The sequence below is a fragment of the Balneatrix alpica DSM 16621 genome (genome assembly GCF_000619885.1).
Lineage (GTDB): Bacteria > Pseudomonadota > Gammaproteobacteria > Pseudomonadales > Balneatricaceae > Balneatrix > Balneatrix alpica.
The window spans coordinates 240,577-257,389 of sequence record NZ_JHUZ01000011.1; the positions used below are offsets into that span (position 1 = coordinate 240,577).

14 protein-coding genes are annotated in these 16,813 nt (G+C 57.6%); 10 read left to right on the top strand and 4 right to left on the bottom strand.

Features of this window, described 5'->3' with window-relative positions; all coding sequences use genetic code 11:
• Positions 1-3: 3 nt before the first annotated feature.
• Together gabT and Q334_RS0105175 are read right to left on the bottom strand one after the other, a co-directional pair.
• Complete coding sequence (gene gabT, locus Q334_RS0105170) at positions 4-1,281, bottom strand: 4-aminobutyrate--2-oxoglutarate transaminase (RefSeq protein WP_027312275.1); 1,278 nt, start codon at positions 1,279-1,281, stop codon at positions 4-6.
• Between the two features lie 60 nt (positions 1,282-1,341).
• Positions 1,342-2,790 (bottom strand): NAD-dependent succinate-semialdehyde dehydrogenase, encoded by a 1,449-nt coding sequence (locus Q334_RS0105175; RefSeq protein ID WP_027312276.1) that lies wholly within the window; start codon positions 2,788-2,790, stop codon positions 1,342-1,344.
• A gap of 356 nt (positions 2,791-3,146) precedes the next feature.
• On the opposite strand from Q334_RS0105175, the gene Q334_RS0105180 reads away from it, so the two are divergent.
• The 4 genes from Q334_RS0105180 (at position 3,147) to Q334_RS0105195 (ending at position 7,630) form a co-directional block, all read left to right on the top strand.
• Positions 3,147-4,250 carry an ABC transporter ATP-binding protein gene (locus Q334_RS0105180; protein WP_027312277.1) on the top strand — a complete coding sequence of 368 codons (1,104 nt, stop codon included), beginning with the start codon at positions 3,147-3,149 and terminating at the stop codon, positions 4,248-4,250.
• Between the two features lie 182 nt (positions 4,251-4,432).
• Complete coding sequence (locus Q334_RS0105185) at positions 4,433-5,464, top strand: ABC transporter substrate-binding protein (protein WP_027312278.1); 1,032 nt, start codon at positions 4,433-4,435, stop codon at positions 5,462-5,464.
• 53 nt (positions 5,465-5,517) lie between these two features.
• Positions 5,518-6,792, top strand: a complete 1,275-nt coding sequence (locus Q334_RS0105190) for an ABC transporter permease (protein WP_027312279.1) — start codon at positions 5,518-5,520, stop codon at positions 6,790-6,792.
• A 10-nt stretch (positions 6,793-6,802) separates the two neighbouring features.
• Positions 6,803-7,630, top strand: coding sequence for an ABC transporter permease (locus Q334_RS0105195; protein ID WP_027312280.1), 828 nt, complete (start codon positions 6,803-6,805; stop codon positions 7,628-7,630).
• Between the two features lie 146 nt (positions 7,631-7,776).
• On the opposite strand, the gene Q334_RS0105200 is transcribed toward Q334_RS0105195, so the two are convergent.
• Entirely contained in the window at positions 7,777-8,664 is an 888-nt protein-coding gene (locus Q334_RS0105200; RefSeq protein WP_027312281.1) for a DUF6216 family protein, read from the bottom strand.
• Between the two features lie 146 nt (positions 8,665-8,810).
• Here Q334_RS0105200 and Q334_RS0105205 point away from each other — a divergent pair, with 146 nt between their 5' ends.
• The 3 genes from Q334_RS0105205 to arsJ are packed head-to-tail and all read left to right on the top strand — an operon-like array spanning position 8,811 to position 11,389.
• Positions 8,811-9,155 (top strand): metalloregulator ArsR/SmtB family transcription factor, encoded by a 345-nt coding sequence (locus Q334_RS0105205; RefSeq protein WP_027312282.1) that lies wholly within the window; start codon positions 8,811-8,813, stop codon positions 9,153-9,155.
• 9 nt (positions 9,156-9,164) lie between these two features.
• Positions 9,165-10,175 (top strand): ArsJ-associated glyceraldehyde-3-phosphate dehydrogenase, encoded by a 1,011-nt coding sequence (locus Q334_RS0105210; RefSeq protein WP_027312283.1) that lies wholly within the window; start codon positions 9,165-9,167, stop codon positions 10,173-10,175.
• A gap of 5 nt (positions 10,176-10,180) precedes the next feature.
• Entirely contained in the window at positions 10,181-11,389 is a 1,209-nt protein-coding gene (gene arsJ / locus Q334_RS0105215) for an organoarsenical effux MFS transporter ArsJ (RefSeq protein ID WP_035460830.1), read from the top strand.
• Positions 11,390-11,487: 98 nt separating this feature from the next.
• Here arsJ and Q334_RS0105220 read toward each other — a convergent pair whose 3' ends face one another.
• Entirely contained in the window at positions 11,488-11,844 is a 357-nt protein-coding gene (locus Q334_RS0105220; protein ID WP_027312285.1) for a VOC family protein, read from the bottom strand.
• A gap of 221 nt (positions 11,845-12,065) precedes the next feature.
• Between Q334_RS0105220 and Q334_RS0105225 the strand changes: the two genes are divergently transcribed.
• The 3 genes from Q334_RS0105225 to Q334_RS0105235 are packed head-to-tail and all read left to right on the top strand — an operon-like array spanning position 12,066 to position 16,689.
• Entirely contained in the window at positions 12,066-13,376 is a 1,311-nt protein-coding gene (locus Q334_RS0105225; RefSeq protein ID WP_051527533.1) for an ABC transporter substrate-binding protein, read from the top strand.
• A complete protein-coding gene (locus Q334_RS0105230; protein WP_027312287.1) occupies positions 13,373-15,355 on the top strand; it encodes an ATP-binding protein in 1,983 nt (660 codons plus the stop codon). The genes Q334_RS0105225 and Q334_RS0105230 overlap by 4 nt, the downstream gene beginning before the upstream one ends.
• A complete protein-coding gene (locus Q334_RS0105235; protein WP_027312288.1) occupies positions 15,352-16,689 on the top strand; it encodes a sigma-54-dependent transcriptional regulator in 1,338 nt (445 codons plus the stop codon). The genes Q334_RS0105230 and Q334_RS0105235 overlap by 4 nt, the downstream gene beginning before the upstream one ends.
• The last annotated feature ends 124 nt before the right edge of the window (positions 16,690-16,813 follow it).

The following is a 16,813-nucleotide window of genomic DNA, read 5'->3' on the forward strand; positions in this document are numbered from 1 at the left end:
GCTTTAACAGGCAAACAACTCAGCTAAACTCTCGCCGATGATACCCATGCCCTGCTGAATCTGCTGATCCGTCGCCGTCAGCGGCACCAGTACCCGAATGGTGTTGGCATACACCCCACAGGACAATAGCAGCAGCCCCTTGCTGGCGGCCTTTTGCGTTAAATCCTTGGCCAGGGCGGCATCCGGCCGTCCTTCAGCATCCAACAGTTCCATGGCCGCCATGGCGCCCAAGCGACGGATATGGCTGATTGCGGCAAAGTCCTTAGCCAGGGTGGTAAAGCCACTTTCGATCAACTCCCCCACCTGCTCCGCACGTTCCAACAAGTGCTCTTCTTCAATCACATCCAGTACCGCCAAGGCGGCCGCACAGGATAGCGGGTTACCGCCATAGGTACTGCCCAGCGCGCCTGGCTCCGGCACGTTCATCAAGCTGGCTTTGCCGATCACCCCCGCCAAGGGCATGCCACCCGCCAGAGATTTCGCCACCGTCATCAAGTCCGGCTCAATACCAGCATGTTCAATCGCAAACAGCTTGCCGGTGCGGGCAAAACCAGACTGCACCTCATCCACAATCAGCAAAATGCCGTGCTGATCACAGAGCTGCCGCAGGCTTTGCATAAAACTGGGAGTCGCTGCATAAAAGCCGCCTTCACCCTGCACCGGTTCAATAATCAGGGCCGCTACCCGCTTGGGGTCAATATCCATTTTGAACAGGGTATGCAGTGCGGTCAGTGAATCTTCTTCACTACAACCATGGTAAGGATTGGGATAGGGCACCCGGTACACTTCCGCCGGGAAGGGGCCAAACCCCTGCTTGTAGGGGGCCATCTTGCCGGTCAACGCCATCCCCATCAGAGTACGGCCATGGAAGGCGCCACTGAAGGCCACCACACCAGAGCGTCCGGTAGCGGCACGGGCAATTTTGATCGCGTTTTCTACCGCTTCCGCCCCGGTATTAACCAGCAACGTCTGCTTAAGAGAAGGGCCAGGGGCGGCTTCACTCAGACGCTTGGCCAGCTCAACATAGGGAGCATAGGGCATCACATGGAAGCAGGTATGCATCAGTTTATCGAGTTGCTGCTGCACCGCTGCCACCACCTTGGGATGGCGATGCCCCACATTAAGCACGCCGATACCGCCAGCAAAATCCAGGTAGGCATTGCCCTCCACATCCCAGATCTGCGCATTCTCAGCACGCTCAGCATAGGCCTGTAGCATATTGCCGACACCCTTGGGTACGTAGCGCTCCCGCAGGGCTTGCCAATGAGTATTGGTTGTCATCTTTCACTCCAATCCATCAAGGCGCACCCTGCGGGTAGACCCACTACCCTGGGGCGCCGGTTACAATCCGCCTAAGCAGAGATATTTAATCTCCAGGTAGTCATCAATCCCGTACTTGGAGCCTTCACGGCCCAGGCCCGACTCTTTGACCCCACCAAAGGGCGCCACTTCGGTGGATAGAATGCCTTCGTTAATCGCCACCATGCCGTACTCCAGCGCTTCAGCCACGCGGAATACCCGGCCCACATCGCGGGTATAGAAATACGCCGCCAGGCCAAACTCGGTATCGTTGGCCATCGCCACCGCTTCCTCTTCACTGTGGAAACGGAACACCGGTGCCAGGGGGCCAAAGGTTTCTTCTTTCGCGACCTTCATCGCCGGAGTGACGTTGGCAATGATGGTCGGCTCAAAGAAGGTGCCGCCCAGGGCATGAGGCTTGCCGCCACAAACCAGGCTGCCGCCCTTGGCCAGCGCATCCTCAATATGATCCTGCACCTTGGCTACCGCCTCGGCATTAATCAGCGGGCCCTGATCGACCTCACCTTCTAAAGCAGGGCCGACCTTGAACTGCCCCACTGCTTCGGCCAGCCGCGCGACAAAACGATCATAGATACCGTCCTGCACCAACAAACGGTTGGCACAGACACAGGTTTGCCCGGCGTTGCGATACTTGGAGGCCAGCGCCCCCTGAATGGCTGCATCAATATCGGCATCATCAAAGACGATAAAGGGCGCATTGCCCCCCAGCTCCAGCGAGACTTTTTTCACCGTATCGGCACACTGGCGCAGCAAAATCTTGCCCACCTGAGTCGAGCCGGTGAAAGAGAGCTTGCGCACCACCGGGCTATCGCACATCACCTTGCCCACTTCCACCGGACGGGCAGTGGTGATGACGTTAAAGACACCGGCAGGAATACCCGCCCGATGGGCCAATTCGGCCAGGGCCAGGGCTGACAACGGGGTGTCTTCCGCGGGCTTGAGAATGATCGGGCAACCCGCTGCCAAAGCCGGACCGGCTTTACGGGTGATCATGGCATTGGGGAAGTTCCAGGGAGTGATGGCGGCCACCACACCGATGGACTCTTTCATCACCAACACTCGTTTATCCTTGGCAAAGGTCGGCACCACCTCACCGTAGGCACGCTTACCCTCTTCGGCAAACCATTCGATAAAGGAGGCGCCATAGGCCACCTCACCACGTGACTCTTTCAGCGGCTTGCCTTGCTCTGCGCTCATCAGCTGGGCCAGATCTTCCTGGTTTTCCATAATCAACTGATACCAGCGTTTTAACAGCTGGGCACGCTCTTTGGCGGTTTTACTCCGCCAGGCTGGCCAGGCGGCATTCGCCGCAGCAATGGCCTGTTCTGTTTCTGCTGCCCCTAAATCCGGCACCGTGGCTAGCTGCTCACCGTTGGCGGGGTTATACACCGCGAGGCGGGCGGCAGCATCCACCCACTCACCGTTAATGTAGGCTTGCTGGCGCAGCAAAGTTGTATCGGCCAATTTCATCACTCGTACCTCATTAGATGCCAAATCGCAGACCCCTGAGTGTAGCCAGCCGTGCTGTTTTATGCACGCCACTGTGCATGATCAAGCACAAAAATGATTTACGGCAGCCTACACCATTTTTAAATGTTCGCAATATCGAACACCCAGAGAATCATCCCCACTCCATCCATTACAAAAAATGACAAAATATATTTTCTTTAAAATCAATAATTTATAAAAATCAATACCAAAGTATTAAGGACTTACCCCTGTACATTTACTCGCCACAAAATTAGCTTGCCGTATCAGATAAAGAACACCCAAGCTGCCCAGCGCCAAAACCAGGCGTAGCAGAAAAACAACAAAAGGAGCTGAGGATGGGTCACGCTGAAGCCATAGTCCGTTTTTGCAACGTGCAAAAAACCTACGACGGCGAAACCCAGGTGGTGAAAAACCTCAACCTGGATATTGCCCGCGGCGAATTCCTCACCCTGCTGGGCCCTTCGGGCTCAGGAAAAAGCACTTGTCTGATGATGCTGGCGGGCTTCGAATCCCCCACCCACGGCGACATCTGGCTGGATGGACAACGTCTGAATGCCATCCCACCCTACAAGCGCAATATCGGCATGATTTTTCAGAATTATGCTCTCTTCCCACATATGACCGTGGCGGAAAACCTGGCCTTCCCATTAAGCATTCGCAAGCTGGGCAAGGCGGAGATAAGCAGCAAGGTCAAGCGTGCCCTGGACATGGTGCAACTAAGCCACCTGGCCAACCGCTACCCCAACCAACTCTCGGGTGGGCAACAGCAACGGGTAGCCTGTGCCCGCGCCCTGGTGTTTGAGCCTCAGCTGGTTCTGCTCGACGAACCTCTGGGAGCGTTGGATAAAAACCTGCGGGAAAGCATGCAGCTGGAGATCAAACACATTCACGAGAATCTGGGAGTCACCATGGTGTTCGTCACCCATGATCAAAGTGAAGCCCTGACCATGAGCGATCGTATTGCCGTATTTAATGACGGAGTGATTCAACAGCTTGATAGCCCTGACCGCCTGTATGACCACCCTGCCAACGAATTTGTGGCGCGCTTTATTGGGGAGACCAATCTGCTTCAGGCACAGCTCCATCATCATCAGGGGCACTGGTGCGAAGCCGATCTGGGTAATGGCCAAAGTCTGATGACCCGTGCCCAGCCTGGCTTAAAACCGGGCTCCAGTGTGGCCCTATCAATACGTCCGGAACGTATTCTGCTCAACCATCAATCGGCTGACCTTCAGCACCAGGAAAGCGGCTGGAACCGACTCAGCGGCACCTTAAAAGAGAGTATTTACCTGGGTGATCACCTGCGCCTCACCCTCGATTTGGGTGCAGAGCTTGAGCTGATGGTCAAGGTAGCAGCCCGCCCTGGGGAACGCTTAAACCTTGGCAGCCAGCTCAGCCTGGCCTTTCATGCCGAGGACTGCCGCGCCCTGCCCCATTAAGGCAAACCGACATGTGATAAGGCCCTGCAGGAGCAACGGGCCTTGGCGGGCAGCAGGCATACCTGACGCCCAGGGAACCTGGTGGAAACCATGATTGCCCCCTTAACGCCCTCCGGTGGTTCATGCAGTCAGCCGGATTCATCGCTCAGCCAATAATAAGCCAATCTCTGAGGACACCCCCGATGCGCAAACCCTCCTTATTACTGCTCGCCATCAGTGCCAGCCTGACCCTCACCGCCGAAGCTCGCCCCTTGACCGTCGTGGGCTGGGGTGGCGCGGCTCAACAAGTGCAAGATCAGGTCTACTTCCAGCCCTGGCAGCAGGCCAGCAAGCAAGAACTGCTGCAAGACAGCTACTCCGGCGGTCTGGCCAAAGTGAAAGCCATGGTCGATACCCAAACCGTTACCTGGGATGTCATCACCGTCGAAGACCCCGAACTACAACAAGGGTGTGAAACCGGCCTGTTTGAAGCCATCGACTGGAGCAAAGTGGGAGAGCCAAGCAACTTTGTCGAGGGTGCCACCAGTGAATGTGGCGTGGGCAGCTATGTCTGGTCTAACGTGCTGGCCTATAACACCGACCAACTCAAGGACGGCCCGCAAAACTGGGCGGATTTTTGGAACGTAGAAAAATACCCCGGCAAACGTGGCCTACGTAAAGGTGCCAAGGCGAATCTGGAATTCGCCCTGATGGCGGATGGCGTAGCCCCGAATGACGTTTATGGGCTGCTGCGCACTGAGGCCGGGGTGGATCGCGCCTTCGCCAAACTGGCCCAACTCAAGCCCCATATCCAATGGTGGGAAGCTGGCGCCCAACCCCCTGAGTGGCTGGCCTCCGGCGATGTGGTGATGACCTCTGCCTACAATGGCCGTATCACCGCAGCCAACAAAGAAGGCAAGGCGTTCAAAGTGGTGTGGACTGGTCAGGTTTACTCGGTGGACTCCTTTGCCGTACTAAAAGGCTCAGAGAACAAGGCGGCCGCCATGGACTTTATCGCCTTTGCCAGTCAGCCCGCTAACCAGGAAAAGTATCCCCTGCTGATTCCTTACGGCCCCACCAACAAGGAAGCCATTGCCAAGCTGGCGCCAGAGGTAGCCGAAACCCTGCCTACCCATACCCCCAACCTGGCTCAAGCCCTGCGTGAAGACACCGAGTTCTGGCTGGACTACCAGGATGAGCTGAACGAGCGTTTTAACGCCTGGGTAGCCCAGTAAGGCTCAAGGGGCAGCCTGGCTGCCCCGTTTTTCGCACGCATAAGGAGAACCCGATGGATACCAGCCTGACGCTTGCCGAGAGCCCGGCGGAAGAGAAAGCGGCCCAGCGCCAACAACTTAAACAGCGCTTAAAACGTAGCCAACGCCGCCAGCAACTGAAAGCCCTGGCCCTGGTGGCTCCCTTATTTCTGTTTACCCTGCTGGTGTTTCTCCTCCCCATTGCCCTGCTGCTGCAAAAAGCGGTAGAGAATCCGGAACTCCAGCGCGCCTGGCCACAGGTTAGCGCAACAATCAGCGATTGGGATGGCCAGCGCCTGCCAGAAGCCAGCCTTTTCCTGCTGCTGGAGCAGGACATTCGCCGTAGCTACAACGATAAAAGCCTGTCCGAGGCCGCCAAACGACTCAACACCCTGGATGCTGGCCTACGCTCAATGATCATGCGCACTGGCCGTCAGTTTAATCGCCTTGCTCCAGCCAGCTCCGCCGAACAAGCCAAGCAGCGTCTGCTCGATCAAGATCAACGCTGGGGCGAACTCAGTACCTGGCAGGCCATTGCCGAAGCCAGCTCCCCCTATACCAGCCAATACCTGCTGGCGGCACTGGACTTACAACAAAATAGCCAAGGAGAAATTGTCGCCGCCAGCGCCGATCAAGCGATCTATCTGAATATTTATGCCCGCACCCTGTGGATGGCCTTTATCGTCACCCTGATCAGCCTGTTGCTGGGCTTTCCGTTGGCCTACTGGCTAGCCACCAGCCCCGCCAAACAAGCCAACCTGTTGATGATTGGGGTGTTGCTGCCCTTCTGGACTTCGCTGCTGGTGCGTACCAGCGCCTGGGTGGTGTTACTGCAAAAAGAAGGGTTGCTTAACTCGCTATTGCTCAGCCTGGGCTGGGTCAACGAACCCCTGACCCTGCTGTTTAACCGCCCTGGCGTCTACCTGGCGTTAGTGCACATTTTGCTGCCCTTTATGGTGCTGTCTCTCTATTCAGTGATGAAGGCCATCCCCCCTTATTACATGCGGGCCGCCCTGAGTCTTGGTGCCCGCCCCAGTATTGCCTTTATCCGCGTATATCTGCCGCAAACCTTGCCCGGCGTGGCCTCCGGCTTCCTGCTGTGCTTCATCATGGCGGTGGGTTACTACATCACCCCGGCGCTGATTGGCTCACCCCAGGATCAGATGATTTCCTACTTTATCGCCTACTACACCAACCAAACCATTAACTGGGGCATGGCCTCCGCACTCGGCGTCTTCCTGTTACTGGCCAGTGTATTGCTGTTTGTACTCTATAGCCGTCTTGCCGCTCCCCAGCGGCAATTGGGATAAGGAGCAGAGGATGGACTTTCAACCCTATCACCGCTGGGGCGATCGCCTCGCCCACTATGCTTTTGTTGCGCTCTGCAGCGGGGTGCTGCTGTTTTTACTGCTGCCGATTCTGGTGGTGATTCCCCTGTCATTCAGCAGTGACTCCTTTCTCAGCTACCCGATTCCCGGTTGGTCACTGCGCTGGTATGCAGAGGTACTGAACTCCAGCCTGTGGCAGGCCGCCCTGAAAAACTCGCTGATTATCGGCGCCGCCGCCACCTTGCTGGCCACCCTGCTCGGCACCCTGGCCGCCCTGGGGATGCAATATGCCCGTTTTCCCGGCCAGCAACTGATGCTGAGCCTGATGATTTCACCGATGGTGGTACCCTTGGTGATTGCCGCCCTGGGCCTGTATTTCTTCTTCGCTGAATACGGCCTGAATGCCAGCTACACCGGCCTGATTCTGGCCCACACCCTGCTCGGCGCACCCTTTGTGCTCATTACCGTCAATGCCACCCTGCAGGGCTTTGACCGCAACCTGATGCGTGCCGCAGCAAGCCTTGGCGCTAACCCACTACGAACCTTCTTTAAAGTCGTACTGCCGTTGATTCTACCGGGGGTGATTTCCGGCGCACTCTTTGCCTTTGCCACCTCCTTTGATGAGGTCATCGTCGCCCTCTTTACCGCTGGCCCCGAGCAACGCACCCTGCCCCGGCAAATGTTTGACGGTATTCGTGAAAACATCACCCCCGCCATTACCGCGGTAGCCACCCTGCTCACCCTTTTTGCTCTGCTGCTATTGAGTGCATTAGAGGCCCTGCGCCGCCGGGGAGAAAAGCTGCAAAGTCGGCACAGTTAAGCCTAGGCAGGCAGATAGCAGATTTTTTGCCTGTCCCCACGGGCAATCAGCTTTCCCCGGAATCCTGACATCTTCCGGGGAGATAGCGCCCATGCTTCGGCATGTTTGGCCATCCGCTGTGATTACTCATGGCCGATGGCCTTTTTTTATCGCTGCTTCCAGAGCGCCGCCTGACGCTGCTGACGATAAGCGCGGATGCCAGCCAGCAATTGCCCACGGCTACGCCAAGCCAGAATAGCCCCTTGGAGAAAGCGTAACGACAGCCAAAGCGGTAGCAGTAACAACAATGCCAGCCAAACCAGGCTTTGTTGCTGGGCCAATAGCTGCCCTAGCTGTTCATGGGCAGTCTCACTGGCAAAAAACTGGCAAAGGCTGTTCAGGGTGGCAGGTTGGATTGCCAAGGTGGCGGCCAGAGTGTTGGCATCGAAATCCGCCGCCGTACACTGCCCGCGCTCAAGCACCCAATCACTGCCTTTGCTCCGTAGCGGGTGATAGCTAAAGCTCATGGCTTCCTGATGATTCAGCCACAGCAGCCGCTCCTCTCCCTTGAGTTTAACCAGCGCACTGTCAGCAAACACCGTCACCAAACAAGCAATCAACAGCCCATAAGAGCACAGCAATATCAGCAGCCCAGGCAGCACTTTGTGCCAAGTGGGTTTGGCAATTTTGCGCGTGTCAAAGTCAAACCAGATATGTAAACGCGCCAATTGATGTAGGCACAGGTCATACTGCGCCACCCAGTGGGTAAATGCCTGAATCTGCGCCAGATTACGGGCCCGAAAGTTAAAGAGTGCATTAAAGCGTTCAATATCCTGACGCTCCTGCCAGAACTGCAGCAAAGAAGGCTGATTAAAATCCGCCCCACCAATCAACAACGCATACAGACGATTCGTCACCCCATAGGATGATCCCATCCGCCAGCGGAAAAAGAGAAACAACAGCAGCAACCCCAGTACGCCGCCCACACCACTGATCAACCCTGAGCCTAACCAGCTCGGCATATCCAACACCGCTTTCAGTGCTGCTTCGTCCATCTTTACACCCTGCTCACTCGCTGTTCATTCAGGAGAACACTGTAGCCCAGTCAGCCACTTCTGCCCGAGAGTAGATAAATATTCGATATTCCATATATTCGATTTCCCATATATTATTCCGCCGTTCTACCTGATTGATGCGCACCATGAACCCTGTTGCCCTGTTTAAAGCCCTGGCGGACGAGACTCGCCTAAGCACCCTGTTACTGATCCTAATGGAGCAGGAACTCTGCGTTTGTGAGCTGATGGCCGCCCTGGGTGAGAGCCAACCGAAAATTTCCCGCCATTTGGCCCAGTTACGCCAGGCCGAGTTGGTGTTAGACCGTCGCCAGGGCCAGTGGGTGTTTTACCGCCTCAATCCGGCCCTGCCGGACTGGGTGCAACAACTGCTGCACACCACTCTGACGGCTAATCACGCCTGGCTGGCGGATGCCGGCCTGCAACTGCAACAGATGGGCGAGCGCCCGCAACGAATCAAGCAATGCTGCTGAGGAATCACCATGACTATTAGAGTAGGGATTAACGGCTTTGGCCGCATGGGCCGCCTGGCACTGCGTGCCGCCTTCGATTGGCCGGAGCTGGAGTTTGTCCAGATCAACGACCCCGCCGGCGATGCCATCACCCTGGCGCACTTGCTCAATTTCGACTCCGTGCAGGGCCGTTGGCAACATGAAGCCCAGGCCGACGGCGAGTGGATGCTGATCAACGGCAAACGCCTGCGTTGCAGCCAGAATAAACAGATCAGCGAGACGGACTGGTCCGGCTGTGATCTGGTGATCGAAGCCTCCGGCAAAATGAAAACAACCGCTCTGCTGCAAGCCTACCTGCAACAGGGGGTGAAGCGCGTGGTAGTGACTGCACCGGTGAAGGAAGACGGCGTGCTCAATGTAGTGATGGGAGTTAACCATCAGCAATATGATCCGGCCCTGCACCCGATCGTTACCGCTGCCTCCTGTACCACCAACTGCCTCGCCCCCATCGTCAAGGTGATCCACGAGAAGCTCGGCATCGTCCACGGCAGCATGACCACCATCCATGATCTGACCAACACCCAGACCATTCTGGACGCCCCCCATAAAGACCTGCGCCGGGCACGGGCCTGTGGCATGAGCCTGATCCCCACCACCACCGGCTCGGCCACCGCCATCACCCATATTTTCCCGGAGCTGCAGGGCAAGCTGAACGGCCATGCGGTGCGCGTGCCCCTGGCCAATGCCTCCCTGACGGACTGCGTGTTTGAAGTCAGCCGCGCCACCAGCGCCGAAGAAGTCAACCAACTGCTACGCCAAGCCGCCGAGGGTGAACTGGCGGGTATTCTCGGTTATGACGAGCGCCCCCTGGTGTCCATCGATTACAAAGGCGACCCGCGCTCCAGCATTGTCGATGCCCTCTCGACCCTGGTGATCAACGGCACCCAGGTGAAAATCTATGCCTGGTACGACAACGAGTGGGGCTATGCCAACCGCACCGTTGAGCTGGCTCGTCTGGTCGGACTGCAAGATCAGGCCTGATCACCATGCTCAGCCAACTCTCCCCGGCCCTGCGCCAGTATTTACTGGTGACCGGCAATTACTGGGCATTTACCCTTACCGATGGCGCCCTGCGCATGCTGGTGGTGCTGCACTTTCATGCCCTGGGCTACAGCCCCCTGCAAATCGCCCTGCTGTTTCTGTTCTATGAAATCTTTGGGGTAGTCACCAACCTGCTCGGTGGCTGGTTAGGGGCGCGGCTGGGGTTGAACCGCACCATGAATATCGGCCTGGCCTTACAGGTCGTGGCCTTGGCCATGTTGCTGGTGCCCGCCAGTGCCCTGAGCGTGCCCTGGGTGATGGCGGCCCAGGCCCTCTCCGGCATCGCCAAAGACCTGAATAAAATGAGCGCCAAAAGCAGCATCAAGCTGCTGGTGCCCGCCCAGGCCCAGGGCCAGCTTTACCGGTGGATCGCACTGCTGACCGGCTCCAAGAATGCCCTCAAGGGGGCAGGTTTCTTCCTCGGTGGGCTACTGTTGGCACTGCTCGGTTTTCAGGGGGCGATCCTCAGCATGGCGCTGGCCTTAACCGGGGTGTGGCTGCTAAGCCTGTGCCTGCTTAAACAGGATCTTGGCAAGGCCAAACACAAGCCGAAATTCCGCGATCTGCTTTCCAAAAGCGCTGCCATCAACACCCTGGCTGCGGCACGGCTCTGCCTGTTTGCCGCCCGGGATGTCTGGTTTGTGGTGGCCCTACCAGTCTATTTGGCAACGGAGTTTGGCTGGAATCACAGCTGGGTGGGGGGCTTTTTAGCCCTGTGGATTATTGGCTATGGCATTGTGCAGAGTCAGGCTCCACGGTTGACCGGTAAACAGGTGCCCGCAGGGCGCACCGCCTTTATCTGGGCCCTGCCCTTGGCGTTGCTGCCAGCCTTGATTGCCCTGGCATTGGCCGCAGGCTTAGCACCCTGGCCCAGTTTGCTCGGCGGCTTAATGGCCTTTGCCCTGGTGTTTGCGGTGAACTCCTCCCTGCACTCCTACCTGATTGTCAGCTATGCCAAGGCGGATGGCGTCTCCCTGGATGTCGGCTTTTATTACATGGCCAATGCCCTGGGCCGCCTGCTCGGCACCCTGCTTTCCGGATGGGTTTTCCAGGCCTATGGGCTCTTGCCCTGCCTGTGGTTATCCAGCGCCCTGCTCACCCTGGCGGCGTTGATCTCCTGGCGCTTGCCACGGGTCACCACCCCGGCCAGCTAAGTCGGAAAGCATTCGTGCCTTCCGCCCCATTTATCCCTGCTACGCCGCTGCAGGATAACGCCTGCAGCAGGCTGCCCTGACTTTCGGTCAGCGGCAGCTCAATCCGACAGGCAGATCTTATTGCGATCCAAATCCCGCACATAAGCAGAAAAACGCGGCCCTCTCTGCCCTGGTGCGCCCTCACAACGACCACCCAACGCCAAGGCCTTATGATACAAGCGCGTGACCTCTTCGGCACTGCCGACGCTAAAACCGACCATCGTGCCATTCCCCGCTGTGGCGGCCTCGCCATCAAAGGGAATCGCCAGCGCAAAGGCAAAATCCTCCCCCAGCCAGTAGGTCATCCTCGCCGCAGGGGTCATTTTTACCAATCCGGCTTGGGCAAAAAGCTCATCATAGAACTGCGTCGCGGCTTCCATCTGGTTAGTGCCAACGACAAAGTAATTCATTTTCATCCTAGCGTGCCTTTAGCTGAGTGAAGCCTCAGCGTAACCCGCCCCTCCTGACAAGGGGTGTCAGTAGCCTGCTCTCACATCTGCCGCCAGCGGCTGATCATGCTTTCCCTAGACTGCCCACCCGGTCTTTCCCTTCCCAATTCTTGTCAGGGGTTTGACCTGCCCGCCAAGATCTGCAGTAATCCAACACTGACTTCACAATAACCATAAGAGAAGCTCCCGTGCCTGCCCTGCTGCTGTTACTGATGCTCGTTGCTTCACTCCTCTCCCCTGGCCGGGTCTTGGCACAGGAGTGTCAGCTCACCCTGCTAACCTCCTACCCGGAGAGTTTTTATGCTCCTCTGGTGGCGCGCTTTCGCACCAGCCAGCCCAGCGCTCCCCTGATCTGTGTGCTGAATAAAAACAGTTTGGCCTTGATTACCCATGTGCAGGAGCAGCGTCGTCCCTATGCGGATTTAGTCTGGGCCAGTTCGCCGGTACCCTTTGAACTACTGGATCAGCAGGGCCTGTTAGCCCGCTTAACCAAGCGGGTACGTAGCGCCAGTCAGTTTCAAGGCATTGCCGTGGATGCCCCTAACGGTTCACGCTTTGGCTTTGCCCTCTCCCAAATCGGCATTATGTGGCATCCCGACAGCCCGCTGCCGCCCCCCAACCAACTGGCAGAGCTGACCTTACCGCTTTATCGCAGCCAATTAGGCATGACATCCGCCGCCCGCAGCGGCACAACCCATCTCTTTGTCGAGATGCTGCTACAACACCATGGCTGGCAACAGGGCTGGCAGCTGCTATCCCAGCTGGGTGGCAATCTGGCGACGGTAACGGCCCGCAGTTTTGGCGTGCGGGATGGCATCCTCCACCGCCGTTTCCAGATGGGGATAGGGATCGATTTCCTGGCTAAAAATGCAGATCAAAGCTCAGCGTCCCTGGCATTTCAGGCCTTGCCTCCCGCCTGGGTGCTACCCGCCAGCATTGCCGTCACCCATCGTGCAGCCGATAACCCGTTGGCATTGGCGTTTATCGACTTTTTACGCGCCCCCGACACCCAGGCTTATTTGCTCAATCCCAGCATTAGTCGTATTCCGATTGAACCCAGCCTCTGGCCCCAGGCCGGTTTCCAGCCCCCCGCCACCCCGCAACACTTCGATCTGGCCCTGGCGGCACGCCGCATGCAGGTCGTCACGGCACTCTTTGATCAATTGATCAGCTATCGCCATCAGGAACTCGCGCAACTGTGGGGGGCCATACAACAACTCCAGCAACAACCGGTTATTCAGCAGTCTGACTCGATGCGGCCACTGCTGGTCAGTGCCCAACGTTTACTCAGTGAGGTGCCGGTGGCTGAGTTTATGGCGGACATGCAATTGCAACCGGACCCCACCCTGACAGGCAGCAGTGAAGCGCCGGTACAAGGCCGCATGCGTATCCAGGATAGTTGGGCGCGTGATTTCAGCGAGCGCTTTGCCCGGGCCCGGGAGCTCATTGCCCGTATGCAGGCCTTCAGTCAGCTTAACCCGCCTCAGGTCAAACCATGAATCCACGCACCAGCCTCAAGCGTAAGCTGACCCTGGCCCTGGCCCTGGTCGCACTGTTAAGTCTCTGTGCGCCGCTGGTTACCCAGTGGCTGATGGCCAGCCTCAGCGCCACAGTGGCGCGACTGGCCCATGAAAACCTCAGCACCGCCGCCGCCAGCGCCCGTTTTGCCCAACTGGGTCAGGCCATTCGCCTGGAAACGCCTAACCTCAGTAATGCCAGTACTCAGTTTGAGCGGGAGCAGGCCCTCAACCTGCTACAGCAGCACCTGCGTGATCTGCGCCAACTGCTGGCGGAAACCGCTGCCCAGGGGCTGCACTTTCAGGGAGTCGCTGACATTCTACTGGGCCTGGATAACATTCGTGACGAACTGGTGACCAATGTCAGTCGACGCTTTGTACTCAATAGCGAGCTACAACGGCAGGTGGATCGTATCAATCGTCTGCATGGGGACTTTTTATTTGAAATCGAGCCACTGCTGGCGGAGGCAAAATTCAATGTCCGCCAGGCTCTGCAACAACCGACCCTGACTGCCCCCACCTCAGCCTTGGCCGCCGAGATCGAATTTGCCGAAGCCCTGAGTCAGCTCCATGCCCAGGCTAACCTCAGCATTGGCCTGATGTTACGGGGTGCCAATGAGCCGGAACTGGCCAGCCTGGAGCAACTGCAGCTGCAGGTAGCGGACAGCCTGGCGGAAGCCGCCGATAACGCCCACCTGTTGGCCAACAATGCCAGCACCATTACCCTACGCCAGCTCTGGCAGGAAATCGCCCGCTATGGCACTGGCCCCACGCCCTTGCTTGGCCTCAAATTGCAGGAGCTGGCGTTATTGCGGGAAAAAGCCCGTCTGCAACACAGCCATGATGCCCTGCTCGACCAATTGGCTGACAGTGTCAGTGATGCCGTCAGTGCCAGCGGTCAGCGTTCCAGTCAGGTCGCCAGTCAGATAGAGCAGCGGGTACGCCAGGGGCAAACCTTCAGCCTGCTGTCCACCTTACTGATACTGGCCCTGCTGTTGTCTCTGTTGGTGTTGGTGGTGCGCGGCCCCTTGCTGCGCCTGCTGCGCATACTGACGGCGATGCGTGAAATCGCCTCCGGCGAGATGAAAACCCGTATCCAGGTACAAGGACAGGATGAAATTGGCCAACTGGCCGATGCCGTGCGCCTGTTCCGTCGCCGCTCCTTAGCTTTGGAGCAACGGGCAGCGGAGCTGGACCGCAGCAACCAGCATCTCAATGCCGAGATTGAACGCCGCCATGCCGCCGAAGCAGACCTGCGTGAAACCCAGGCCGAGCTGGTACAGGCCGCCAAGATGGCCGCCCTGGGCCAGCTTTCCGCCAGTATCGCCCATGAGTTCAATCAGCCACTGGCGGCGATGCACTCCTATACCCATAACGCGCTACGCTACCTGCAACGGGGTGACAACGATAAATGTCAGGAGAAATTGGAAGACATCGAGCGTTTGATCAAGCGCCTCTCCACCACCTCCAATCACCTCAAAACCTTTGCCCGCCGCCCCCAGGATGCCCTCAGCCCACAAAGCCTGAATCAACTGGCAGAAAATGCGCTCTCCCTGTTCCAGGAACGCCTGCGCCAACAGCAGGTCAGAGTGCGTTGGCAGTGTCCATCGGAACCCATTCAGGTGGTGACCGAACCCAGCCAGCTGGAGCAGGTGATCGTCAATCTTATCAGTAATGCCCTGGATGCCATGCAAGGCTGCGAGGCCCCCGAGTTATTGATTCAACTGAAGCAAAGTGAGCGTTTAGCCAGCCTGCACTTAAGTGACAACGGCATGGGCTTAAGTGAAAGTGCTCGCCAGAAACTGTTCGAGCCCTTCTTCACCACTAAACCACCAGGACAGGGGTTGGGGCTGGGGTTATCGATTTCCTATAACATTATTCGTGACCTGGGGGGGCGCTTACTCATCACCCCCCGCCCGGAAGGCGGCGTTTGCGCCAGCGTGGAGCTATTTAAAACATGAGTCGTTGCCCTGTCATTCTGATTGATGATGAAGCCGATATTCGCCAGGCCTGGAGCGAAACCCTCAGCCTGGAAGGCTACCACCCCTCCCCCTATGCCGATGGACAAAGCGTCCTGGCGACCCTGAACAACGACTGGCCGGGAGTAATCATCACTGACCTGCGCATGGCTGAAATGGATGGCTTTGCCGTACTTGCCCAGGTGCAGCAAATCGATGCCAAGTTACCGGTGATCATGGTCAGCGGCCATGGCGATATTCCCCTGGCGATTGAGGCGATTCGCCAGGGTGCCTTCGATTTCCTGGAAAAACCGGTAGACCCTGACCTGCTCCTGGCCGCCGTCGCACGCGCCCAGCAACTGCGCCAACTGACCCTGGAAAACCGCCGCCTGCAGCAACAGAGCGGTTACCAGCTGGAACGGCATCTGCTTGGTAATAGCGAAGCCATGCGCCAACTGCGTCAAGGTATCCAGACCCTGGCCAGTGCCGATGTGAACACCCTGATTTATGGCGAGACCGGCACAGGCAAAGAGCTGGTCGCCCGTGCCCTGCATGAACTGAGCCCCCGCCGTCAGGGCCCCTTTGTTGCCCTGAACTGTGGCGCCCTGCCGGAAAGCCTGATTGCCAGTGAACTCTTTGGCCATGAAGCCGGCGCCTTTACCGGGGCGGATCGGCGCCGTATTGGTCGTCTGGAGCAGGCCAGTGGCGGCACCCTGTTTCTTGATGAAATTGAGAGCATGCCCCTCAACCACCAAACTCAATTACTGCGCGCCCTGCAGATGCAGCGCCTGGAGCGGCTGGGCAGCGGCAAAGAAATCCCCATCGATATCCGTGTGGTGGCCGCCGCCAAAGTCGACTTGGAGGAAGCCTCCGCCGCTGGCGAGTTTCGTGCCGATCTGTACTACCGTATTGCCGTAGCCAGCCTCAGCATCCCCCCTCTGCGTCAACGCAGCGAGGATATTCCCCTACTGGTCAGCCACTATGTCAGCCGCTGCTGTGAGCGTCATGGCTTACCGCTGCGCGAGCCCAGTGCTGCACTGTTCCAGCAGCTGCAACAGCGCCCTTGGAAAGGTAACGTGCGGGAATTAGTCAACTTCAGCGAACGCTTTGCCCTGGGTTTGGATACTGAGGCCAAGCCCTTTAGCCCCACCAGCCAGGCGCTTGGCAACGCCAGCCTGCCGGAGCGTCTGGATGCCTTTGAACGTCAACTATTAAGTGACGCCCTGCGCCAACACCAGGGACGCATTCAGCAAGCCGCCGATGCACTGGGGATTCCCCGGAAAAAACTCTATCTGCGCATGCAACGCTATGGTTTGGAGCGGGAAGACTTCATCTAATTTATCCCTCTGCGGTAGTAGAGGTCGTGTCAAATTTGACTCATCCGGCACACCCATGACGAGTCAAATTTGACCCATTCATATTCCATCACTCGATAGAAAATCAAACAAAATCAAATAGTTA